General features: G+C 41.7%; 21 protein-coding genes. 1 reads left to right on the forward strand and 20 read right to left on the reverse strand.

Annotated elements, in window-relative coordinates; translation table 11 throughout:
• Positions 1-349: 349 nt before the first annotated feature.
• From spoVE to ACXAFV_RS18420, 16 genes are all read right to left on the reverse strand, one after another.
• A complete protein-coding gene (gene spoVE / locus ACXAFV_RS18345; RefSeq protein WP_475128584.1) occupies positions 350-1450 on the reverse strand; it encodes a stage V sporulation protein E in 1101 nt (366 codons plus the stop codon).
• A gap of 113 nt (positions 1451-1563) precedes the next feature.
• Complete coding sequence (gene murD, locus ACXAFV_RS18350) at positions 1564-2913, reverse strand: UDP-N-acetylmuramoyl-L-alanine--D-glutamate ligase (protein ID WP_475128586.1); 1350 nt, start codon at positions 2911-2913, stop codon at positions 1564-1566.
• Positions 2914-3888 (reverse strand): phospho-N-acetylmuramoyl-pentapeptide-transferase, encoded by a 975-nt coding sequence (gene mraY / locus ACXAFV_RS18355; protein WP_475128588.1) that lies wholly within the window; start codon positions 3886-3888, stop codon positions 2914-2916.
• 1 nt (position 3889) lies between these two features.
• On the reverse strand, positions 3890-4306 hold the full coding sequence (locus ACXAFV_RS18360; protein ID WP_475128590.1) for a hypothetical protein: 417 nt from the start codon (positions 4304-4306) through the stop codon (positions 3890-3892).
• Between the two features lie 2 nt (positions 4307-4308).
• Positions 4309-5769: a UDP-N-acetylmuramoyl-L-alanyl-D-glutamate--2,6-diaminopimelate ligase gene (locus ACXAFV_RS18365; protein ID WP_475128591.1), complete on the reverse strand. Its 1461-nt coding sequence runs from the start codon at positions 5767-5769 to the stop codon at positions 4309-4311.
• Positions 5770-5975: 206 nt separating this feature from the next.
• Positions 5976-7892: a stage V sporulation protein D gene (locus ACXAFV_RS18370; protein ID WP_475128592.1), complete on the reverse strand. Its 1917-nt coding sequence runs from the start codon at positions 7890-7892 to the stop codon at positions 5976-5978.
• 193 nt (positions 7893-8085) lie between these two features.
• Positions 8086-10302, reverse strand: coding sequence for a penicillin-binding protein (locus ACXAFV_RS18375; RefSeq protein ID WP_475128593.1), 2217 nt, complete (start codon positions 10300-10302; stop codon positions 8086-8088).
• Positions 10302-10670 (reverse strand): cell division protein FtsL, encoded by a 369-nt coding sequence (ftsL, locus tag ACXAFV_RS18380; RefSeq protein WP_475128595.1) that lies wholly within the window; start codon positions 10668-10670, stop codon positions 10302-10304. The genes ACXAFV_RS18375 and ftsL overlap by 1 nt, the downstream gene beginning before the upstream one ends.
• 184 nt (positions 10671-10854) lie before the next feature.
• Positions 10855-11790, reverse strand: a complete 936-nt coding sequence (gene rsmH / locus ACXAFV_RS18385; protein ID WP_475128597.1) for a 16S rRNA (cytosine(1402)-N(4))-methyltransferase RsmH — start codon at positions 11788-11790, stop codon at positions 10855-10857.
• 37 nt (positions 11791-11827) lie between these two features.
• Positions 11828-12259: a division/cell wall cluster transcriptional repressor MraZ gene (gene mraZ / locus ACXAFV_RS18390; RefSeq protein WP_475128599.1), complete on the reverse strand. Its 432-nt coding sequence runs from the start codon at positions 12257-12259 to the stop codon at positions 11828-11830.
• Between the two features lie 281 nt (positions 12260-12540).
• On the reverse strand, positions 12541-14160 hold the full coding sequence (gene bshC, locus ACXAFV_RS18395) for a bacillithiol biosynthesis cysteine-adding enzyme BshC (protein ID WP_475128602.1): 1620 nt from the start codon (positions 14158-14160) through the stop codon (positions 12541-12543).
• Positions 14161-14254: 94 nt separating this feature from the next.
• Positions 14255-14641, reverse strand: coding sequence for a DUF3397 domain-containing protein (locus tag ACXAFV_RS18400; protein ID WP_475128604.1), 387 nt, complete (start codon positions 14639-14641; stop codon positions 14255-14257).
• A 1-nt stretch (position 14642) separates the two neighbouring features.
• Positions 14643-15539, reverse strand: coding sequence for a 2-dehydropantoate 2-reductase (locus ACXAFV_RS18405; RefSeq protein ID WP_475128606.1), 897 nt, complete (start codon positions 15537-15539; stop codon positions 14643-14645).
• A gap of 147 nt (positions 15540-15686) precedes the next feature.
• The gene (locus ACXAFV_RS18410) at positions 15687-17228 is read right to left on the reverse strand and encodes an acyl-CoA carboxylase subunit beta (RefSeq protein WP_475128607.1); all 1542 of its coding nucleotides are present in this window, start codon (positions 17226-17228) and stop codon (positions 15687-15689) included.
• Positions 17229-17561: 333 nt separating this feature from the next.
• The gene (locus tag ACXAFV_RS18415; protein ID WP_446246234.1) at positions 17562-17777 is read right to left on the reverse strand and encodes a biotin/lipoyl-binding carrier protein; all 216 of its coding nucleotides are present in this window, start codon (positions 17775-17777) and stop codon (positions 17562-17564) included.
• A 30-nt stretch (positions 17778-17807) separates the two neighbouring features.
• Positions 17808-19157 carry an acetyl-CoA carboxylase biotin carboxylase subunit gene (locus ACXAFV_RS18420; RefSeq protein WP_475128609.1) on the reverse strand — a complete coding sequence of 450 codons (1350 nt, stop codon included), beginning with the start codon at positions 19155-19157 and terminating at the stop codon, positions 17808-17810.
• A gap of 229 nt (positions 19158-19386) precedes the next feature.
• On the opposite strand from ACXAFV_RS18420, the gene ACXAFV_RS18425 reads away from it, so the two are divergent.
• Positions 19387-19863 carry an N-acetyltransferase gene (locus ACXAFV_RS18425; RefSeq protein ID WP_475128610.1) on the forward strand — a complete coding sequence of 159 codons (477 nt, stop codon included), beginning with the start codon at positions 19387-19389 and terminating at the stop codon, positions 19861-19863.
• A gap of 69 nt (positions 19864-19932) precedes the next feature.
• Here ACXAFV_RS18425 and ACXAFV_RS18430 read toward each other — a convergent pair whose 3' ends face one another.
• From ACXAFV_RS18430 to ACXAFV_RS18445, 4 genes are all read right to left on the reverse strand, one after another.
• A complete protein-coding gene (locus tag ACXAFV_RS18430) occupies positions 19933-20556 on the reverse strand; it encodes an RsfA family transcriptional regulator (protein ID WP_475128612.1) in 624 nt (207 codons plus the stop codon).
• Between the two features lie 104 nt (positions 20557-20660).
• Positions 20661-21419 carry an enoyl-CoA hydratase/isomerase family protein gene (locus tag ACXAFV_RS18435; RefSeq protein ID WP_475128614.1) on the reverse strand — a complete coding sequence of 253 codons (759 nt, stop codon included), beginning with the start codon at positions 21417-21419 and terminating at the stop codon, positions 20661-20663.
• 162 nt (positions 21420-21581) lie between these two features.
• Complete coding sequence (gene rpmF / locus ACXAFV_RS18440; RefSeq protein ID WP_032088947.1) at positions 21582-21755, reverse strand: 50S ribosomal protein L32; 174 nt, start codon at positions 21753-21755, stop codon at positions 21582-21584.
• Positions 21756-21817: 62 nt separating this feature from the next.
• Positions 21818-22360: a YceD family protein gene (locus tag ACXAFV_RS18445; protein ID WP_475128616.1), complete on the reverse strand. Its 543-nt coding sequence runs from the start codon at positions 22358-22360 to the stop codon at positions 21818-21820.
• Positions 22361-22533 lie beyond the last annotated feature (173 nt).

Here is a 22533-nt window from a genome sequence, read left to right on the forward strand (position 1 = left end):
GGAGCTGGACAATAAGAAAAGCGGAGGGGCTTTGCTCAGAGGCGGGTGGCATAAGACAAATCGGCCATGAAGGCGTTCTTTGCCTTCTTGGTCGGTTTGGCTTATGACATGTGCCTCTAAGCCCTGCAGCTGGACAGGTCTCACCTGTCTCGCTTTTCCCGCAGCGTCTTGCACTCCAATCAACAGCTGGAACAAGTTAAAATGGCAACACTTATTTTCTAACCGAATAATAACAGCATAAAAAAGACAACAAAAAAGATTGACTTCCTATCATACATTCAGACCCTTCCCAACTTTGATTCGAGGGAAGATATTATTGAATAAATGATGAAGCCAACCTTATTTGTTGTTAATGTCTTGAATATCGACTGATATTTAGAAGAACCCCAACAGCCATGAGCATGAGGGTCAATGAAGATCCGCCGTAGCTGAGGAATGGAAGCGTGATACCCGTTACTGGCATCAAACCTGTGACAACCCCGACATTGATCATGACTTGAATCGCGATCATCGACACGATTCCGACAGCCAGGAAACTTCCAAATAAATCAGGTGCACCGAGTGCAATGCGCACCCCCCGCCACAATATCAGTGAAAATAGCAGAAGTACAAATGTCCCGCCGATAAAACCCAATTCCTCTGCCAATATAGCAAAAATAAAATCATTCTGGGGTTCAGGAAGATAGAAGAATTTCTGTCTGCTTTCACCCAACCCCAACCCAAATAGTCCTCCAGGACCGATTGCATACAGTGATTGAATGATTTGAAAACCGCTGTTCAATGGATCCTCCCAGGGATCAAGGAACGATGTGATTCGTTTTATCCTGTAAGGTGCCGAAAGAACCAATGCACTGAATCCTGCCAATCCGGCAATCCCGAGCCAAGCAAAATGCATGACCCTGGCCCCGGAAATGAAGATCATCACCACACATGTGCCTACCATTACGGTACCTGTCCCTAAATCAGGCTGGAGCATGATCATGCCAAACGCTGAAAAAACCAACAGCAAAGAAGGCAGCACTCCTTTTCTGAAGGAGGTGATATACTTCTGATTCTCAGATAAGTATTTAGCCAGGAACGCAATCATAGCCAGTTTCATGAATTCTGAAGGCTGAATGGAAAATGCCCCGACTCCAATCCAGCTCCTGGACCCATTTCTGAGAACACCGATTCCAGGTATCAAAACCAGCACAAGCAGAATAAAACAGATGATGATAAGGACTTTCGCCCAGTTTTTCCAGGTCCAATATTCCACATTCATAATGAAAAACATGGCAAAGACCCCGACAGCTGCAAAGAGCAATTGTCTCTTTGCAAAGAAAAATGAATCATCAAATTTATAATCCGCCCATACCGCACTTGCACTGTAAACCATAATCAGCCCCACAGACAAAAGTGTAAGGGTGACGATAATAAGGATAAAATCGGGAGTCGATTTTTTTAAAGGCAATCTTAACACCTCGAATAGACGTATTTGAGCCGCTCCAAGCAATACATACTGTTCAATTTCGTAGATTGCCTTTCTGGTTGTAAGTAATTTTGCTTTTTAATGACAAGCCCTTATTAAAGGTTATGCACCGCTTTAATAAAAATGTCACCGCGTTCTTCAAAAGTTCGATATTGATCCCAGCTTGCACATGCAGGAGATAACAGGATCACATCACCAGCTTCCGAGTTATCATAAGCGGCGGGCACTGCCTTCTCAACATTATCGACACGTATGATGGTTTGTAACCCTGCCTTTTGACCGGTTTGCTGTAATTTATCAGCCGTTTCACCAAATGTAATCAGGATCTTCACATTTTTCAAATGAGGGATAAGATCATCAAAAGAGTTCCCCCTGTCCAATCCTCCTGCCAATAAAATAGTAGGCCCATTAAAAGCATTAAGAGCACTTTTCGTCGCCAAAATGTTTGTAGCTTTGGAATCGTTATAAAATTTTCTTCCATCAAGTTCTTTAACAAATTGAGTGCGGTGCTTCACGCCCGTAAACGTTTTAAGAACATTCATGATACTCTCATTTGAGACTCCATATAATTTTGAAGCTGCGACTGCGCAAAGAATATTTTCAAGGTTGTGGGCTCCTGGTAATACAACATCGGATAATTCACCGATGCGTTCGTGCTTAAAATAGATTCCCCCATCTTTTATAAAAGCCCCGCCTTCCACTTCCCGTGTAGTGGAAAAAGGAATGATGGATGCCTTGGTGAATTTGACGGTGCTCAGAAGATGCTCCTGATCATGATTGATGATCAAATAATCTTTTTCGGTTTGATTCTTTGTAATATTGGCTTTAGCATTCCAATACTCCCCGATATTACCGTGGTAATCCAGGTGTGCATCATATAAATTCGTGATGATCGCGATATGAGGGGAGAATTCCTCGATCCCCATTAGCTGGAAGGAGGATAATTCCACCACCATTTTTTCGTCTTTTTTAGCTGTTTGGGCCACTTCTGATGCCACTGTTCCGATATTCCCGGCAATCAGGGGCTGCTGTCTGTCTTCATTCAGGATTTCATACAGCAAAGTGGTAGTGGTCGTTTTCCCATTCGTCCCGGTGATGCCTATCATTTCTGCTTCTGAAACTAAATAAGCAAGCTCCACCTCGGTAAGGACGGGGATCCCTTTTTCAACCGCCCTTTTGATTAAAGGATTATGATAGGGGATTCCCGGGTTCTTGACAACATATTCAAAACCTTCGTCCAACAACTCGATCGGATGGCTTCCGCAAATGACTTTGATCCCTTCCTGCAGCAGACCCTGCGCTTCGGGATTTTCCACTAAAGGCTTCTGATCATTCACTGTGACAAAAGCTTCGAGCTTATGTAGTAATGAAGCGGCACTTACCCCGCTCTTTGCCAACCCTAATACAAGAACTTTTTTATGTTTGAACTTCGTATTTTTTTTCAATTATAACCACACCTCGATATAGATTCCTAATACAGCAAAAAGCAAACCAACCGTCCAAAATGTAACGACGACTCTCCATTCGGACCACCCGACAAGTTCGTAGTGATGGTGAAGAGGGCTCATTTTGAAGATTCGTTTTCCAGTCGTTTTAAAAGAAGCAACTTGTAAAATAACTGACAGTGTTTCGATGACAAAGACTCCGCCGATCAGTATCAGGATAATCTCTAATTTCGTTAAGATGGCAATCGTTGCAATCGCGCCCCCGAGAGCCAGTGAACCTGTATCACCCATAAATACTTTGGCAGGATGAGCGTTAAATACCAAAAAGCCAAGGACTGCCCCTACTACAGCTACTCCGAAGATCGCTACATCATATTGACCCTGATTCCAGGCAAGCACTGCCAAGGCACCGAATGCAATAGCAGAAGTACCGGATACCAGACCATCCAATCCGTCTGTAAGATTCACGGCATTAGAGAAGCCGACAAGCCAGATAATGATAAACAATACATAAAACCATCCAAGGTCGAATGATACGTCCGTCAATGGTATCGATACAGTCGTAGGGAAGTCGTTTTGTTTAAAGATGAAATAGAAAATAACCGAGATCACGATCTGTCCCAAAAGTTTCTGTTTGGAGGTCAATCCCAAGTTTCGCTTCATGACAACTTTAATGAAGTCATCAAGAAATCCGAGCAAACCAAATCCGACTGTAACGAGAAGCAATAAATATGTCTCAGGACCAGGTTCTGAATATTTCCCTGTCATCACAAAGGTCGTGATGATGATTGATAGCAGGAATACAATGCCCCCCATCGTGGGAGTCCCTGTTTTCTTTTGGTGTGACTCAGGACCTTCATCCCGAATACTCTGACCAAACTTCAATCTTCTTAAGAAGGGAATAAAGATCGGTGCCAGAAGCACAGTGATCAGAAATGCCATTATGATAGTAAAAAAGATAACTTGTTCCAGCACTTCATTCCCCTCCTTTCTTCTTCGCGTTTAAAACTTCCAAAAACTCTGCATCAACTGTTTTGATTAAATCAGATTCACTATTACATATAAACTTCGTCATAATTTCCCACTTTTCTAGATTGTTTTTTTGTTTGTAAAATTGTATAAGTTCACTATAAGCTGAATGAACATCCTCCACGATAAACAATGGAAAATGATTCGGTACGAATAAAGGGACCTTTTCACTTCCATCCCAAAGTGAAGCGACCGCACCATTATTGATGCTCTCAAAAAGCTTTGCATGAGACTCCAATGGAATATATAAGCCCCTTTCCAATCTTACATCCGGTAAGGAAGAAACCTTATGGAATCCTATCCCCGGGAGACCGACTCCCCGTGTATCCGGAAACAACTTCTTAACATCATCATAAAAGAGCATGACTACATCTCCCTTATGATTTGTCTTGCAACTTCACGGTCATCAAACTCATACACATCATGACCGATTATTTGGTAGGTTTCATGCCCTTTGCCGGCAATGAGCACTATGTCTCCTTCTTTTGCGAGAAGGATAGCTTCTTTTATTGCGTCTTTTCGATCGGAAATCAACTTATACTGTTTGCCGACAACCCCGGCTTCCATATCCTTCAATATTTCCATCGGATTTTCAGTACGGGGATTATCAGAAGTGAAGATTGCAAAATCACCGTAATCACAAGCGATTTCAGCCATGATAGGACGCTTGATTTTATCTCTGTCCCCTCCGCATCCGACGACAACGATAATATTGCCTTCTGCAATGGATTGAATGGTTTCAAGAACGTTTTTTAGACCGTCCGGCGTATGAGCATAGTCAACGATCACAGAGAAAGACTGCCCTGAAGCGACTGTTTCAAATCTCCCTCTGACCCCCTGCGCTTTCTCAAGGGAATTAACACTTTGTTCGATGGGGATGCCGGCAGCCGAAGCTGCAGCAATTGCAGCTAATGCGTTGTATACATTGAACTTTCCCGCCAGGCTCAGGACCATATCCTTTTCCCCGAACGGACTCACCAGCTTAAAGGAAGATTCCGAAGATTTCAACTGTAAATCCTTAGCATAAAAATCTGCTTCATTTGTTAAGCCGTATGTGAAAACATGCGCTGCTGTAGATCTGATAAAATAGTCAGCGGAATCATCATCCATATTGATAATGGCATATTTAGGTGATTTTTTAAAATAAGTATTTCCTAATTGTGAGAACAATAAGCCTTTCGCATTCCGATACTCATCCATGGAGCGATGGTAATCCAAATGGTCCTGCGAAAGATTTGTGAATACAGCAATATCGTAATCACATCCATGCACCCTTCCCTGATCCAGGGCATGCGAAGAAACTTCCATGATTGCAGAAGTAATCCCTTTCTGGCAAAATCGGTAAAATGTCTGCTGCAGGGTCAGACTGTCCGGCGTGGTATTATGACTGACCTCAAGCTCGTCGCCCGCTTTAATATGCATCGTACCGATGAGGCCGGTCTTCATTCCGTTGCCGGTAAAAACCTGATCGATCAGATGGGTGGTTGTCGTCTTACCGTTCGTGCCGGTCACACCCACCAACAATAATTGATGTGAAGGCTGTTTATAAAAATAATCCGATAGCACAGCCATGGCTTTTTTAGTGTCCGGTACAAGTATGACGGGTATGTGAACATCCACTTTCCTTTCTGCAAGAATAGCAGCTGCACCATTCTTCTCTGCAACTTGGGCAAGGGAGTGGCTATCAACCTCTAGTCCTTGAATGCAGATAAATAAGTCACCATCCCTTACTTTCTTATGGTGATTAGCGATGTTTGAAATAGCCGGATTTCCTTCACCATGTACTTTATAAAACGGAAGTACTTCCAGCAAAGTGTGCAATCTCATCATTTCAACTCCTCACAGGTAGAAAGCAACCTTTTTATATTTTACATAAAAACAGACTTGAAAGCTATCAACCTTTTAACTTAGTTCTTAATTTTCATAAGATCGATGATTTCCAGTAGAAAACGAACTTCAGTAAAAAGGGGGCTTTCTTTTCTGCTAAAACGCAAATGGATGATAAACCCATCAAAGAAAGCACCCCCTTGTCTTTATTCAGATAAATATACTCGTACCGTTGACCCCTGCTTTATTTTCACTCCTGGATCGGGCGACTGATTTACTACCTTTTCTCCGCTGCCGCTGATGTCAAGGTTTAGATTGACCAATTGCTGCTGCAGCTCTTTTTTCGACAATCCGATCAAATCCGGGGTTTCGATCATCGGGATGTCATCCCAATTCATTTTTTTCTCGATTTGTTCTTTTCTCTTTGGCACTCCCAATGCTTCTAAACTATCTCCTATTATACTGCCGGCAATAGGAGCAGCTACTACCCCGCCAAATTGGACGGTACCTTTCGGATTATCCACTGCTACATAAACGACTATCTCTGGATCGTCGGCAGGGGCGACACCCATAAATGAAACGATATGATTATTCTCCAAATACTTTCCATCCTTGGCTTTCTGGGCAGTTCCTGTTTTACCGCCAACCCGGTAGCCATCCACGAAAGCCTTTCCTCCTGTTCCTTGTGCGACCACACTTTCAAGTGCTTCCCGTATTTGTTTGGATGTTTCTTCAGAGATCACTCTTTTCTTCACTTGAGGTGACTTTCTCATAACGACTTCATTTGTTTCGGGGTCGATAAGCTCTTTCGCAATATATGGCTGATACAGGATCCCCCCATTGACAGCGGCAGAGACGGCTGCCACCTGCTGGATAGGGGTTACTGCAACACCCTGGCCGAAAGCAGTTGTCGCTTGTTCAACCGGACCGACACGGTCTATATTGAATAGAATCCCTTTACCTTCACCTTGAAGATCGATCCCTGTTTTTTGACCGAATCCAAAGTCTTTGATGTATTTGAACAATGTTTCCTTGCCGAGTCTTTCCCCAAGCTCCACAAATCCGGGGTTGCAGGAGTTCTGTACAACCTGAAGGAAGGTCTGGGTCCCATGGCCCCCTCTTTTCCAGCAGTGAAGTGTAGATCCAGCTACTTCGACGTGACCGGAATCATGAAACTTTTCTTTGTACAAATCAACCTTATTTTCTTCAAGGGCAGCTGCCAAAGTGATAATCTTAAAGGTTGATCCTGGCTCATACGTACTCCAGATGGGAAGATTGCGGTTATAAATTTCCTGCGGGACATTTCGGAAATTTGCAGGATCAAATGTAGGGCGGCTTGCCATCGCTAAGATTTCACCATTCTTTGGATTCATCGCAATGGCGATCATTCCATCAGGGTTATAGGTGGCCTGAGCGATGTCCAGCTCCCTTTCTACAATTGTCTGAACCTTCGTATCGATCGTCAGCTTTAGATCCAGACCATTCTCCGGATCATCAAAATCGTCTGCCATATCCCCCATCCGCTTGCCTTTGGCATCTGAGAAAAACTTCACGTACCCCTTATCACCTGTCAGCTCCTCATCGTATGACAGTTCAAGTCCCATCAGTCCCTGATTATCGATGCCAGCAAATCCAAGCACATGAGACAGATAGCTTCCATAAGGATAATACCTCTTGGAGTCCTCTCCAAGGTACACTCCTTTAAGGTTTAAATCTGTGACTTCCTTCGCTTTTTCATATGATATTTTTCTCGCTTCCTTTATCAAAACCATACTTGCCTGCTGTGTTACATATTTATATGCAGTTTCTACTGAAATATTAAGAACGGGGGCCAGTTTCTCCGCGGTTTCTTGGGGGTCGGTTATTTGTCTTGGAACAACAAAAATGGTCGGGGCACTTTGATTGCCCGCTAACTCCACCCCATTCCGGTCTACTATTTTCCCCCGCTCAGGCTGAAAAGGGATATTCCGGCTCCACGAATCTTTGGCACGGCTTGTCAGCATATCCCCCATGAAAAACTGCACATACCCAAGCCTCAAATCAATGATAGAAAATATCAATACTCCCACTATCAGAGCAACCGCTAACCTTTTTCTAACCGTAACGTTCGATACTCTTTTCACAAATGGACCTCCCCTTCTATGGCTCGTTCCATTATATGCTTGGACACACACGGGTATGTATTTCTTTATTTGAAGAGGATTCAGCAGCAAAAAGAAAAGGATGACTCTTCCGTGTGTTCTCCTTCTCCTTGCCATTCCGCCAAGTGAGTATGGAGTGACCACACAGAAACGTCCATCCTTCATAAGTTCACTACTAATTCAATGGTCTTTCTTGTTCAGAGTCTTCGGAGGCTTCCTCTTCTTTTTTCTTCTGCAGCTCTTCTTCAGGGGTTTTAAAGTTTACTACGAGAGGTTCAGATTCCTTTACAGGTGTATCTGGCTGAATGTTCTGACTGACCGCAAATCCATTCCCGACCATATTGATTCTGAGACCGGCAATATTTGCTACTTTGAAAACGTCTCTTATCGACCAGCCCTTCATATCCGGGATCGTAATGTCTCCGTCCGTTCTGAGAATCACTTTTCCACCTTCAAGCATTTCACTGCCTGCCTGCGGCAACTGTCTGATTACTTCTGAACCGTTACCCACCACTACAGGTTGGGCCCCTGATTTTTCTATTTCTGACTTTGCTTTTTCAACACCCATCCCGGTCAGATCAGGAATTTGTTCTTGTTTAAGATTCACTTTTTCCTGCGGTTTAATATTTAAGTATTTCAAACTGTTCTGCATGACTGGTTTAAAGATATCCGATACAGGATCCGACCCGATCTCAGTCACTTTCAATTCTGGTTCCTGCACCCCTACATAGACGATCAGCTGCGGATTATCCGCAGGTGCCATTCCCATGAAGGAAAAGAGGTAGTTTTCTTTCCCATACTTGTATCCCCCGGTTTCAGGGTCGGGAATTTGTGCAGTTCCAGATTTTCCTGCAACGCTGTAGCCTTCAATTGCAAACCTGGTACCTGTGCCGTTTTCCGAAGTGACAGTTGATTCTAAGTATTTTCTTGTCTTCTCCGCAGTTTCCTTTGAAATGGGAGTCCCGGCTACTTGAGGTTTTGTTTCTTTCACAACCTCTTTTGTATTCGGATCAACCACCTTCGAAATGACATAAGGCTTCATCATTTTTCCGTCATTCGCAATCGCAGATTCTGCCTGAATCATTTGCAGCGGGGTGACAGTTGTACCCTGGCCAAAGATGGTTGTATATTTTTCAATTGGATAATGATAAAGAATCGAGCCCGATGCCTCATGCGGGAGGCCGACGTTTGTCGGTTCCCCGAAACCGAAATCATGTAAATATCCTTCAAATTTCTCGAAACCGATCCGGTCAAGCAGATAAGCGAAAGCTACATTGGATGACCGCTGTACTCCTTCAAGGAAAGAAATCGATCCCCATCCCTCACCTCCATTATGATCACGTATGGGGTTAGGGACTTTCTCTACTTTATAAGTTCCTGATTGGTATGCTTCGTTGGGGTTGAACTTCCCTTCATTCACTGCTGCTGCAAGTGAGAAGGATTTCATGGTAGATCCCGGTTCTATCGTTTCTTCTACGATAGTATTTGTCCAGTTATCCATAAGCCCCACCCTTGTATCAGGGTGGAATGTAGGGCGCTGGGTCATTGCAAGGATTTTTCCTGTTTTGGGATCCGCTACAATCGCAAACATCTGCTTAGGTTTATACTGCTTTTGTACTTGATTCATTGCTTCTTCCAGGAACGTCTGGATTTTCTTATCAATAGTCAGATAAATATCCTTCCCATCCTGCGGAGGCGTGACATGCTCTTCTGAGTTAGGGAGAAGATATCCCCACACGTCACTTTTATATTCAACAGAACCGTTTTTTCCACTCAGGATGTCATTAAAGCTCTTTTCTATTCCCATTTTACCTGTTGTAACAGACTCGCCATCATCATTAGCCGTCTTCTGGGCAAAGCCGATCAAATGGGAAGCGAATGTTCCATTGGGATAGAATCGTTTGGCCTCTTTCCTGAATGTAATGCCAGGAAGCTCTTCTTCCTTGATATCAAGCATCAATTGATGGGAGAGGGCACGGCCGGCTGAACCGAACTCCACCTGGTAGGCACCATCAGCCGTTAATTTTTCATAAATTTCACTTTCCTTCATGTCTATGAACCCAGAAAGTTCTTTTGCCGTCTTTTCAGGGTCTGTTACATGTTTAGGATTCTCTGGATCACTTGTCACCGTCGGGCTGAGGACTGCCACTAAAGTGTAGGCAGAAGTGTCTTCGGCTATCACTTCCCCTTTTTGGTCATAGATGGTTCCTCTATGGGCTTCAAGTATCCGGCTTTTAATATATTTTTCTGCAGCCTGCGAAGCAAGGACTTTACCCTCTGCCTCGCCTGTTACTTGAATTGTAATAAAGCGAACCATTAATACAAAAAAGAGCAAGCCGAAAATCCCGAAAAGGATGGCTGCCCCTATGTTCATACTTGGTCTTTTTTTCATTATTGTTCAACAACCTTCACATTCTTTTCTTTTAAGTTAAGTCCAAGTTCTTTTGCTTTTTCCAAAATACGCTCGTATGTGCTTAACTCACTGATTTGAAGTTTAAGGTCATTATTCGCCTTTTCCTGCTTTTCAACGGCTGTTTCCATCACTTGCACTTCTTTGTTCACGTCATAGATTGCTGCTTGAGTCTGTACAATCTGTACAGCCAGGAAGCAAAACACCATTGCAAAGATTGCGACAAGAATCTTTTCCCCGGGGGTGATGACAGAACGCTGCTCTTTCCTAAGCGGCTGAGGCTTCACCTGAACAGATTGATTAGATTGTTCGACTTGCTGTCTTTCATAGTTTCTGGCTAAGTTACTCATTTTTTCTCCCTCCCATTTCCTTTTTTTATCTAGGCTCTTTTCTCATACTATTTTATATAAATCATTTTTCCGCTGTCCTATCTGTTATCCGTTAATGCTTGAGTTCGAAAAGAGCACGTACACACACTCCATGCAAACTTCTTAAACAACGTTCGAAAAACAACAATCTAACAAAAAATAGCCTCTACTTATTTTTCTCTGCAATTCTTAACTTTGCTGATCTGGCTCTATTATTTTCTGAGAGCTCTTCCTCGCTTGGTAATATCGGCTTTCTTGTAACGAGTTTTAATAATGGTTCATATTCTTTTGGAATAATCGGCAGCCCCGGCGGTAAATCAGGTCCGGAGGCTTTCTCTTTAAACATGGTCTTACACATGCGGTCTTCCAATGAGTGGAAAGTGATAACGCTGACCCTTCCGCCTTTTCCAAGCATGTCTATCGCTTGCTCAAGAGAATCCTCAAATGCCCCGAGCTCATCATTCACTGCAATCCGGATAGCCTGAAACACTCTTTTGGCAGGATGGCCTCCCTTTCTTCGGGCAGGTGCAGGAATTCCTTCTTTTATCAATTCAACCAGCTCTCCTGTGGTTTCAATCGGCTTCAACTCGCGGGCTGCTTCAATCTTTCTCGCGATTTGCTTTGAAAATTTCTCTTCCCCATACCGGTAGAAGATACGGACAAGGTCCTCATATGACCAGTGGTTCACCACATCGAACGCAGATATATCGGCTTCAAGATCCATTCTCATATCAAGTGGTGCATCATGATGGTAGCTGAAGCCTCTTTCAGGTGTATCAAGCTGGGGTGAAGATACCCCAAGGTCGTAAAGTATGCCATCGACACTATGTACTCCAAGCTGCTCAAGCTCTTCTTTCAAATGACGGAAATTCGATTGAACGAAAGTTACCTTTCCTTGATGGGGCAGAAGCTTTTCTCTAGCGTGGTTGATTGCGGTTTCATCCTGGTCGAAGCAATAGAGATGTCCATTCTCAGACAATTGGCTCAGCAGGTACTCACTATGACCTGCACCGCCTAACGTACAATCCACATAAACCCCGTCTTCTTTAATATTCAATCCATCTACCGTTTCCTTCAATAAAACTGTTGTATGTTTAAACATGTTGACGTCACCTTTCCAATCGAACGTTTTTGATTTGTTAAATATCAAATCCTATCATATTCTCTGCAAGTTCTGCAAAAGAATCTTCAGACTCTGTGAAGTAGTCTTCCCATAAAGCCTTACTCCAAATCTCAATCCGATTGGAAACTCCAAGGATGATGCATTCTTTATCCAGGTTTGCGTAGCTGACAAGAGTGGAAGGGATGTTTATTCTCCCTGTCTTGTCCAATTCACTTTCCGTGGCTCCAGAAAAGAAGAAGCGCGTAAAGGCTCGGGCATCTTTCTTTGTAAGTGGTAAAGCTTTCAGTTTTTCCTCGAGCGCCCGCCATTCATCCATTGGATAACCGAATAAGCATTGGTCCAATCCACGGGTGATGACAAATGACTCGCCGAGTAGATCGCGGAACTTGGCAGGCACAATTAAACGGCCTTTATTATCAATGTTATGTTGATATTCGCCCATGAACATATGCACTGCCCCCACTTTCTATCACAAATGTACCACATCCCCCCACTTTTCTCCACTGTTTTCTAAATTCAATATTTATAAAATATTTCCTTTAACTTTTTTTAGTCTTTTTCTCCCTTTTCCTGACAGTGAATGGAAGAATAATTTGTCTTTTAAGCACACAAAAAGGACTTCTTTCGTCTTTTATTACGAAAGAAGTCCTTTAATAATTGTTTCTGTTAAACACCGCAGTTTTAAATCTTATAATTTGGTCTTAAAAAGGCAAGTAAAGTCATGTTGTGTTACAAATAAACAACCTTATGAGTCCCATCAAATTCTAGTGGGAGGGAGGTCAGGTCCTGAATGAAGCTTTCTCCATATTTATTCAGGAAATAAAGGGTGTTCCAGGTTCTTTCCTGCGGCCCATTGTTGGGACGGAGACAATTTTCCACTTTAGCGAAGTCTGAAAATGTTTTGTCATGTTTATCCCTTAGTGCCTTATCTGCCCTCTTCCTCAAGTAATCAAATTGATGGAGGTGAATGGACAAGTTCTTATCCACTATCTGATTCAATCCCGTGTCGATCCGTTCAGATTTATCTCGGATATGGTTATATTTTTGCTGAAGCAACTGTTCAAGCTCGGCAATTTCTCTTTCTAAAGTTGGTACTTTTATAGAATTCCAGTATTTCTCGCGTTCTTCTTTGACACCATCTATTAATATCTGTGACAATGACAAATCGAGCAGGTTTAGTTTTTTCTCTACTTCTCTTTCAAGCAAGGTGATACTCAATCTCGGTACGACAGGAGGAATCTTCAATCCTACATAGTCGAATGCTTTTTTTAATTCACCCCAATAGGCGATCTCACCAGGTCCACCAATAAATGCAAGAGTCGGAAACAGCCATTCCTGCATCATTGGCCTTGTCACCACATTGTTGCTGAATCTTTCAGGCGTCTTTTCAAGCATCATTAGTAATTCCCTGCCCGTGATTTTGCTCCCGGTATTTTTTTCTTTGAAATCGAATCCTTCTCTTTCTAATAATGCACGTTCATTTTTTACGTTGATAAATAAATTCGCTGCTTCAGGAGATATGTCCAGTTGTGTGGGGAAACCGTTACTTTTGATTTCTTCCTGCTGCTCGAGTACTGCATTTGTAATACTCTGACTGCTTTCGATCAGATGATGAAAATGATTCTTTTCCAGACTCCTTAATGATGGATACGCAGAATCAATCACCAATAAACCGAATCCCTTGAACAGTTGCATTACAAAATGAGCGAAGAACCTGACCAGATCATCCTGAACATCAATCATTTTATTCAATTCAAAGGCAAGTTTATTTGTGTGCCGGGTTTCACCGAGAGTCTGGATGATTTCCTTCACCCATTTCTTCATGACATTTTTATCGAATGATATATCTGACGTCATCTTTTTTTCAAGTACTCGTTCAGGATAACCCGCCTTTTCCATTTTGTTGCCTTTTTCCAAATAAATGTGATTCACTTCCTGATAATCATGATCTTCTCCGGCTATCCAGAATACAGGAACAACAGGATGGTTCAATGCTTTTTCCTGCTGCTGTGCCAATTTGATGATTGAAATAATTTTATGTATGGTATATAACGGACCCGTCAACAAACCTGCCTGCTGACCTGCTACAACAGTAACTGCACCGGCTTTTAGTTTTGCTAAAGATTCCTCGACTTCATTTGAAGATGGCAGGCCTTTCATATATGAAGCAATACATCCAGCAAGCTCTTCACGCGGAAAGTCCCGAATTTTCAAATCATCCAGCCTTTTAGAATACACATCGGGCTGATTGATATTATAATGAAAAAAAGAAGTCACAGGTTCTTTCTGTTTTATATAAAGTGAAGCAAACTGGTTGATTGCCGGAATGTTCAGATTCTCCAATTCCATATGAACTACTACTCCTTTTCTAGCTCTATATTTCCTAACGAAGAGTATAACATTTCACTAACTGAAAAGGAAAAAAACTGCCTGCGTGAGAAGACTAGTTCAGCTCTATTATTCGTAGGATCAATCCCGTGATCATCAATGCAATATAAGCCGCGAAAAACAGAAGAAAATTTATTCTCCATACCCCTCTTAACAGCTTTGGATAATGAATTTCTCCCTTCGCCCTCCAATATAAAACAGCAAATATTAAGCCTACGCAGCAAACACATAAAAATATCAACCATAAATATGAAGTATCCCAAATCGCAAGCACAATAAAATGGACGGAAACCATAAGTAAAAACGTTGTCACATCAATTGCAGCATGCACAGCTTTCCGGTGATTCTTCATCACTTCCTTTGCAATGATAAAACTGATGAAATATCCCAAGAATGGAATAATGACAAATATGGCAATGACCGTGGAAAAAATGGAAGCCATTTTACCCCCCCTGACCTTCTCTTTCAATTCCTTTAACTAATTCGTAAAGTGTTTTCATGATGGGTACAAAATGGTTTTCTTGTTCAGCCTTTATCAATAAGGCTCCTAAAATGGTTTCAATTTCTGTCTTTCTGTGTTCTTCAATGTCTTTCAGCATGGATGAACGATTAGCTGATGTGCAGTAACAAATGTCCAATATTTCCTGGAAGTGAATGTGATCCTTCATGTGAGGAAAAAGGATTTGCAGTTCTTCGAATAACTTATGTTGGATATGAAGGAAGTGTGGATTTTCCGGTAATCTTCCATTCTTTACTCCAGCAATTGAGGTAAGGGGATTAATCAAGACATTTACAAATAGTTTTTTTAACAACATTTTTTCATAGTCGTCTTGAAGAAGGAATGGAAAATGATCTATATGTTGTATTAATAATTCTTCTATTCTACTCGATTCTCCTCTAATAAAAGCAAGATTTGTCTTGCCTATCCCCAGATGAATCACTGAGTGATCATTTTCTTTAGTCGCTCCATGTTCTACAGAACCCGCCAGGAGAGTATGATGAGGGAGCTTTTTCACCCGCTCTAAATGCCCGATACCATTCTGTAAGAAGACCAGAGGAATTTGAGGATTCGTATCAATCAAGTGTGTAATAACCGAGTCAAGGTTATATTCCTTAACTGCGATGATGGTTAAATCAAACTCCATTCTGCTTTCTGTGAGCCTTTCGGTATGAAAGAAAGCAGTGTTCGAACTATCACCCCTTTTAAGGTCGACACCTTGACGGTTAACCTCCTGCAATTGTTCATTTCTTTTAACTAGAAGTGTGACATCAAACTTTTCACTTAAATAATGGGAGAAAAGAAGCCCGATCGCCCCTCCTCCAATAATTCCTATCTTCATGACTACTCCTTCAAAAAGCGAAATGATATGTACTATTCATAGTTTAGCAAATTTTTCCCCAGCAGAAAACTATGGGTAAAAAGAATGATGGACTAAAAAAGACTTGTTCCCGAAAAAAGTCAGGAACAAGTCTGCCATCTAACGTTATTAAACCGGATATACCGGGTGCTTTCTTTCACTGAACTGGACTTCTTTCGTCGCATATAATTTAAAACGTTCTATCAGTACAGAACGCAGCTCATTAGGGGCAGTTATTTCATCAACGATTAGTTCTGAAGCCAATTTATAGATATCGATATGCTCTTTATATTCTTGTTGTTTCTCTTGAACATATTTAATTCTTTCTTTTGGATCTTCAATTGCCTGAATTTTATTCGAATAGACTGCATTCACTGCTGCTTCCGGTCCCATTACGGCAATCTGTGCAGTCGGAAGTGCAATACACACATCCGGGTCGAAAGCCGGACCAGCCATAGCGTATAATCCTGCTCCGTATGCTTTTCTTACAATAACAGAAATTTTCGGTACAGTCGCAGAACTCATAGCCGCAATCAGCTTGGCTCCATGCCTGATAATCCCTGCTCTTTCAACTTTTGTTCCTATCATAAAGCCCGGAACATCAGCTAGGAATAGTAAAGGAATATGGAAAGCATCACACAGCTGTATGAACTTAGCCCCTTTATCAGCAGAATCGTGGAACAAAACGCCGCCTTTTACCTTTGGCTGATTAGCAATAATACCTACCACTTTCCCGTCCATACGGCCAAATCCTGTGATTAGCTCTGGCGCAAACAATTTCTTCATTTCGAAGAAGCTGCCTTCGTCAATCAGTGTGTTTATACCCTCATACATATCAAATGGGGCATTTTGATGCTGCGGGATGATATCTTCCAACAGTTTTTCCGTTTTCGGCGCCATCCCTTCTTGAACGGGAGGCTTCTCTTTATAGTTCGCCGGGAAATAACTCAAGTATCTTTTGGCTTCTTCAATTGCTTCTTCTTCTGAAGCTGCCAACAGGTCACCACAGCCGCTCACTGAGCAGTGCATTCTTGCTCCGCCCATTTCTTCAAGCGTCACTTTTTCCCCAATTACCTTTTCTGCCATACGAGGAGAGCCGAGGTACATGGAAGCATTTCCATCAACCATGATGACGATATCACAGAAAGCAGGAATATAGGCTCCCCCTGCTGCCGATGGTCCAAAAAGTATACAAACCTGAGGGACCATGCCTGACATCTTCACTTGATTGTGGAAAATCTTCCCTGCCCCTCTGCGATTAGGAAACATTTCGAGTTGATCGGTAATACGTGCTCCCGCAGAATCCACTAAATAAAAGATAGGGACTTGCAAACGTAAAGCAGTTTCCTGGATACGAATAATCTTCTCAACAGTCCGGGCACCCCAAGAGCCTGCTTTTACTGTAGAGTCATTCGCCATGACACAGACCGTTTGTCCGCCCACTTTACCGATGGCTGTCACCACTCCGTCTGCAGGCAAGTCATCAGCTTTATTGTTTGCAAACATCCCGTCTTCCTGATAATCTCCATTGTCAAATAATAGCTGAAGACGATCACGAACAAACATTTTGTTTTGTTCCTTTAATTTTTCATGATATTTCGGCTGTCCGCCGGCGCTTATTCTTTCTTTTGTTTCATTGAGTGTATCTATGAATGTTTTAGATGCAGTCATATGAATCCCCCTTTGTTCGTTATGTAGTAGTGGTTGCTCTCCTCTGAAGACATTATTTTCATTTACCTTGATTGTTTTATTAAAGTGATGGCTACTTAACCCCGCTGTTGGTTTCCGTGCAAGACTTCGCTTTCCGCAGGAGTCTACGTCTTGCACTCCAACCAACAGCTGGAACCAACCAATACCTCTAAAAATAACGTTACGTAGTTTATCCTTGAGCTATTCATATATTATTTTGAAGGAAGAGCATTGTATGATAACAAGTGTTGATTCCAGCTATCAATCAATTCAGACTAAACCATGCTGTATACGATCGATAAAACTAATCTTCCTTTATCCTTCAAGGACGAGTAAAACGTCGCCTTCGTTTACGAAGTCTCCGATGTTTACTTTGATTTCTGCGATTTTCCCTTCGGCTTCGGCTTCTACTGGGATTTCCATTTTCATTGATTCAAGCATGAGTACCGTGTCCCCTGCCGCGACACTTCCGCCTTGTTCCACTAAAACATTTAATACTGTTCCTGCCATAGCTGCTGTAATTTCTTTCATTTTCGTTTCCTCCAATTGTAATAAATCTTCTTATGTTCGATTTGCAGTCAAATAATCCTGGAGCCATTTAGTCGTGTAGGTTCCATCTAGAAACTCTTTTTCCCCAATGATCTCCTTGAACAAGCTCACATTCGTTTTGAGACCATCGATTTGCACTTCTGCGAAAAATGCTCTGGCTTTCTCTATTGCTTCTGATCGATCTTTGCCATAAATGATACATTTGGAAATCATCGGATCATAAAAAGGAGTGACCTTATTCCCTTCCACATATCCTGAATCAATACGGACATCTTCACTATTGCCCCAATCCAAGGTTTTGATTAATCCTGGGGAAGGATAGAACGTTTTTGGATCTTCAGCATATACCCTGAACTCCAATGCATGACCGTTAGATGTGATTTCATCTTGATTTATTAATGGCAGAGGCTCTCCAGACGCCACCAGGAGCTGCCATTTAACCAAATCAAGCCCTGTGACAGATTCCGAAACCGGGTGTTCCACTTGTAATCTTGTATTCATTTCAAGGAAGTAGAAGTTTTCTTCTTCATCAACTATGAATTCAACCGTACCGGCGTTGGTATAATCCACAGCCTTCCCTGCTTTGACAGCAGCGTCATACATGGCTTGTCTTGTCTTCTCGGATAACATAGGAGACGGAGACTCCTCTATCACTTTTTGATTACGTCTTTGAACAGAGCAATTTCGTTCAAATAAATGGACGATATTCCCCTGCCCATCTCCAAATATCTGCACTTCAATATGCCGCGCATTATCCACACATTTTTCAAGGAACACTTCATCTTTTCCAAAATATGCTTTTGCACGATTTCTTGTAGAGTCAAAGCTTTGAACGAGCGCTTGCTCATTTTCACAGCGAATCATACCGATTCCGCCGCCCCCGCCACTCGCCTTAAGCATGACAGGGTAACCAATTTCTTTCGCAACCACCTTAGCTGACTCTATATTGTCCACTCCACCATCACTTCCCGGTACGACCGGAACCTGAGCCTCCTGCATCACCTTTCTTGCCTCTACTTTATCTCCCATCTTCTGAATGATGCTGTGATGAGGCCCGATGAAAGTAAAGCCTTCTTCTGATACCCTCTTCGCAAATTCCCCATTCTCTGATAAAAGACCGTATCCAGGATGAATACCATCTACGTTTTCTTTTTTTGCAACTTCAAGAATATTATCTATAACTAAATAAGATTTGTTAACGGGCGGTTCACCGATTCGATGAGCAATATCCGCTTCCTTGACAAAAGGCATATCCTCATCTGCATCAGAATAGACGGCAACCGTCTGAATGTTTAATTGTTTACAAGTTTTAATGATTCTTGAAGCAATTTCTCCCCTGTTTGCTATTAAGACTTTCTGCACATTATCTCCCCTTTCTTCAAAAAAACAGCAATTCATATAAGGAATTCTACAAAACTCGTCGAAATCCTCCTCTCTATTGTAAACGTTTTCTTAATTAAGTGCAGAATTTTTTGTTTATTTGTTATATAATAATAATAAATAATATATTATATTTCATAGTTGTGTAAACGGATTCAGATGATTCCGTTACTAACAAGGTACCATGAAGCAATAGTAGGAGGTAATAAAGATGGCTGTAAAAGTTGAAAAATTAAAAGTGAATTATAAAACTCTTGAAGAGTTTAAAAAGTTTAAAGAATATGGTGTTCAGGAGCTTTCCATGCTTGAAGATCTGCAGGCGAACATCATTGAAAATGATAGTGAATCACCCTTTTATGGTATTTACTTCGGAGATACCTTAATTGCAAGAATGAGCTTGTATCAGCGGGAGGCAAGATTCGACCAATACTTCGATCCGCCTCAAAATTATCTGGAATTATGGAAGCTAGAGGTACTTCCCAAGTATCAAGGTAAAGGATACGGCAAGCTGCTTGTTGAATTCGCAAAGGGATTTGGGCTTCCCATCAAGACAAACTCACGCATAAAATCTCAGGGATTCTGGGAGAAGATGAGCTTTGAGGCCGTCACTTATGATGTGGAACGTGATTTGGGGGAAAATCCTTTGGTCTGGTATCCTGAAGGGGTTAAAGAACAAAAAATCGGATAAATAACTGAAAAGGCTGGCTAATGTGCCAGCCTTTCATTATGGTTTAACGGGGAGGCTTTCGCCTCGATTTTATTTATTGACCCTTTGCAGATTTCCGTTTTTGTCCATCTGGAATTTCACTTTCTCTTCATTCCCTTGCAAAAGGGCCATCTTTCTTGCCTTTTCAAAAATGGTCAAAAGCGATTTATGATCCTCTTCAAGTAAAGTAAACTTGCTTTTGTATTCTTTTAATTCTTCCTCAAGCTGTTCAAACTTACTTGTTAATTGAGAGATTTGCTCATGAAGCTGTAAATTTTCCTCTTTCACCTTTGCTTCATTTCTTACCGCTTCCTCTGCTTTTTGTAAATACTGGATCATGCTGCTCATTGAAAAGTTATCATGCATACTCTGTCCGGATTCCAATTGAACTGGGGGCAGTGCCTGATTTTCCTCCTGAGGAGGCTTCTTTACAAACGGAGTATGTTTTTTTGATTGTTTTCGTTGTTTTTTTGCCAATTCAATACCTGATTTATATTGTTTACGGACAAATGAGTTCCATCTGAAACCGCATGCAGCGGAAGTCCTTGAAAGTTTCCTGCCCACTTCTTCAAAGGCCTTAAGCTGTGTACCGCCTTCACGAATGTGGCGCAGGACCACTTCAGCAAGTATTACATCCTCATCCTGACTCCAAGCATCCTGTCTATTTGAAGACATTTCCATCCCTCCTGTAAGATCCATTTATTCATGCATATGCACTTACTAGAGTAGATAGAATCAACAGAATACCTCACTTCGAAATATTTAAATGATCCCCACTGCTACTTGGCTAAGAAACGGTCAACCGCCTGATGGTGTTCTTCCATTGCCCATAGTCTTGAGCAATGACGGATTTCGCTTTCAATATCTTTCTCCATTTTCTTGCGATCCCAGCCCCTCAGCTGCTGCTGTTTGTATGCTTGAAGGACCTCGGTGGTTTTAGAGGAGATGGATTTTAATAACGGTATTTCCTTTATATCCTCTGTCTTCACCACTAGTTCATCTATGAAGCCCATTTCAAATAACGTTTCAGTTTCGTTCAATCTTGCTGTCATGAGAAGAGATAATGCTCTTGGGGAAGAAATACGTTTATGCAGCAATGTGCCGCCGCCCCAGCCCGTCGTAATAGCCAGATTCCCTTGAACAAATCCCATTTTCACTCCTTTTTTTGCGATCCTTACATCACAGGCTGCCGCAATCTCGCAGCCGCCCCCAATTGCTGTACCGTTTATAAGGGCGAATGTCGGCTTTGGAAGAAAAGCCAATCTGATTAATATACTCCCCATCCTGCTAAGCATTTCATAACTGTCTTCTTCAGTTTTCAGGCGATGGAATTCCGATAAATCCCCTCCCGAACAAAAAGCATCCTCTCCACTTCCTGTAATGACAAATGCCTTAACAGATGGATTTACTTCACACTCATTCAGTGCTTTTTCCAACCCGTCCATTATTTGATAATTGATAGCATTTCGCTTTTCGGGACGGTTGATAATGAATTGAAGAATCCCCTTTTGATTTTTATGTATGATATATTCTCCCAACTTATATTCTCTCCTTTTTCTATAGTGTAAATTGATTCAATTCAAATGAACAGTATTGCAATAAAAAAAGCGTGAAGAGCCATGGTCTCTTCACGCTTTTTTATTGGTTGTAAATGGTATTTACAACTGGTTGTAAATGGTATTTACAACTGGTTGTAAATATTATTTGTTTACAACTTCTTTTCCTTTATACGTTCCGCACTCTTTACAAACACGGTGTGCTAGTTTCATTTCACCACAGTTTGGGCATTCTACCATACCAGGTACACGTAGTTTGAAGTGTGTACGACGTTGTCTTTTTGCTGTTTTAGAAGTTCTTCTAAAAGGTACTGCCATTCTTCCCACCTCCTTAAAGAGATAAAAATATTATGAAGCCAGAACGAACTGGTACTTCGCTTTTAAGAGTTCTTGTTTTGATCAAGAAGCTTTGCTAAGTCAGCGAGTCGAGGATCAACTTTTTTCTCTTTTTCCTCTTCGACTTCATAAGCTTGATCTTCCGTCAACACTTCCCAGTTCTTACCGGAAGGAAGCTTATCCTGTTCTCTCGCTTCATCGCTGATTACCTGCAATGGTATCTCAAGTAACAGCAACTCTTTAATTACTGGTTTTAAATCAATTACATCCCCTTCGATGCGGTGAACTTCCTCTTCTTCATACTGATCATAATCAGTATCTGAAAGAAGGAAGGTTTCGATCGTTTTAAGATCAATTGGCCAATCCACGTCAACGAGGGTTCTCGAACAAGGCAAGACCAGCTTTCCTTCTAAGTGAAGATGAAAGGTGACACGGTTTGAGCCTATGTCTGCTTTACCTGTAACATGAATCGGGAAAACTTCTCTGACTTGCGGATCAATTTCTTTCGGATCTTCGAAATTTACCATTTCATCAAGAGTAAGTCCTTTATCCCTGAATTTTTGTAATTGTATAATTGACCATTTCAATGTCATCACCTCAAGGCAACAAAGGTAATTATAGACTTCATATTACCGTTTGTCAATATTTTTTCTTTACACTTATTACTCTACCAGTGTTGCAATTATAACGCTTTATTATAATCTGTTTCAAATATTTTATAATATCCGATATGATACTTATATAAATTAAATATTTTATG

Source organism: Rossellomorea sp. ABR4_012 (assembly GCF_056159545.1).

Bases quoted from the DNA above. Each gene is read 5' to 3' on its own strand.
- ACXAFV_RS18360 (WP_475128590.1), bottom strand. From the start codon at position 4,306: ATGCTCTTTTATGATGATGTTAAGAAGTTGTTTCCGGATACACGGGGA.
- ACXAFV_RS18365 (WP_475128591.1), bottom strand. From the start codon at position 5,769: ATGAGATTGCACACTTTGCTGGAAGTACTTCCGTTTTATAAAGTACAT.
- ACXAFV_RS18375 (WP_475128593.1), bottom strand. From the start codon at position 10,302: ATGAAAAAAAGACCAAGTATGAACATAGGGGCAGCCATCCTTTTCGGG.
- ftsL (WP_475128595.1), bottom strand. From the start codon at position 10,670: ATGAGTAACTTAGCCAGAAACTATGAAAGACAGCAAGTCGAACAATCT.
- rsmH (WP_475128597.1), bottom strand. From the start codon at position 11,790: ATGTTTAAACATACAACAGTTTTATTGAAGGAAACGGTAGATGGATTG.
- mraZ (WP_475128599.1), bottom strand. From the start codon at position 12,259: ATGTTCATGGGCGAATATCAACATAACATTGATAATAAAGGCCGTTTA.
- bshC (WP_475128602.1), bottom strand. From the start codon at position 14,160: ATGGAATTGGAGAATCTGAACATTCCGGCAATCAACCAGTTTGCTTCA.
- ACXAFV_RS18400 (WP_475128604.1), bottom strand. From the start codon at position 14,641: ATGGCTTCCATTTTTTCCACGGTCATTGCCATATTTGTCATTATTCCA.
- ACXAFV_RS18405 (WP_475128606.1), bottom strand. From the start codon at position 15,539: ATGAAGATAGGAATTATTGGAGGAGGGGCGATCGGGCTTCTTTTCTCC.
- ACXAFV_RS18410 (WP_475128607.1), bottom strand. From the start codon at position 17,228: ATGACTGCATCTAAAACATTCATAGATACACTCAATGAAACAAAAGAA.
- ACXAFV_RS18415 (WP_446246234.1), bottom strand. From the start codon at position 17,777: ATGAAAGAAATTACAGCAGCTATGGCAGGAACAGTATTAAATGTTTTA.
- ACXAFV_RS18425 (WP_475128610.1), top strand. From the start codon at position 19,387: ATGGCTGTAAAAGTTGAAAAATTAAAAGTGAATTATAAAACTCTTGAA.
- ACXAFV_RS18430 (WP_475128612.1), bottom strand. From the start codon at position 20,556: ATGTCTTCAAATAGACAGGATGCTTGGAGTCAGGATGAGGATGTAATA.
- rpmF (WP_032088947.1), bottom strand. From the start codon at position 21,755: ATGGCAGTACCTTTTAGAAGAACTTCTAAAACAGCAAAAAGACAACGT.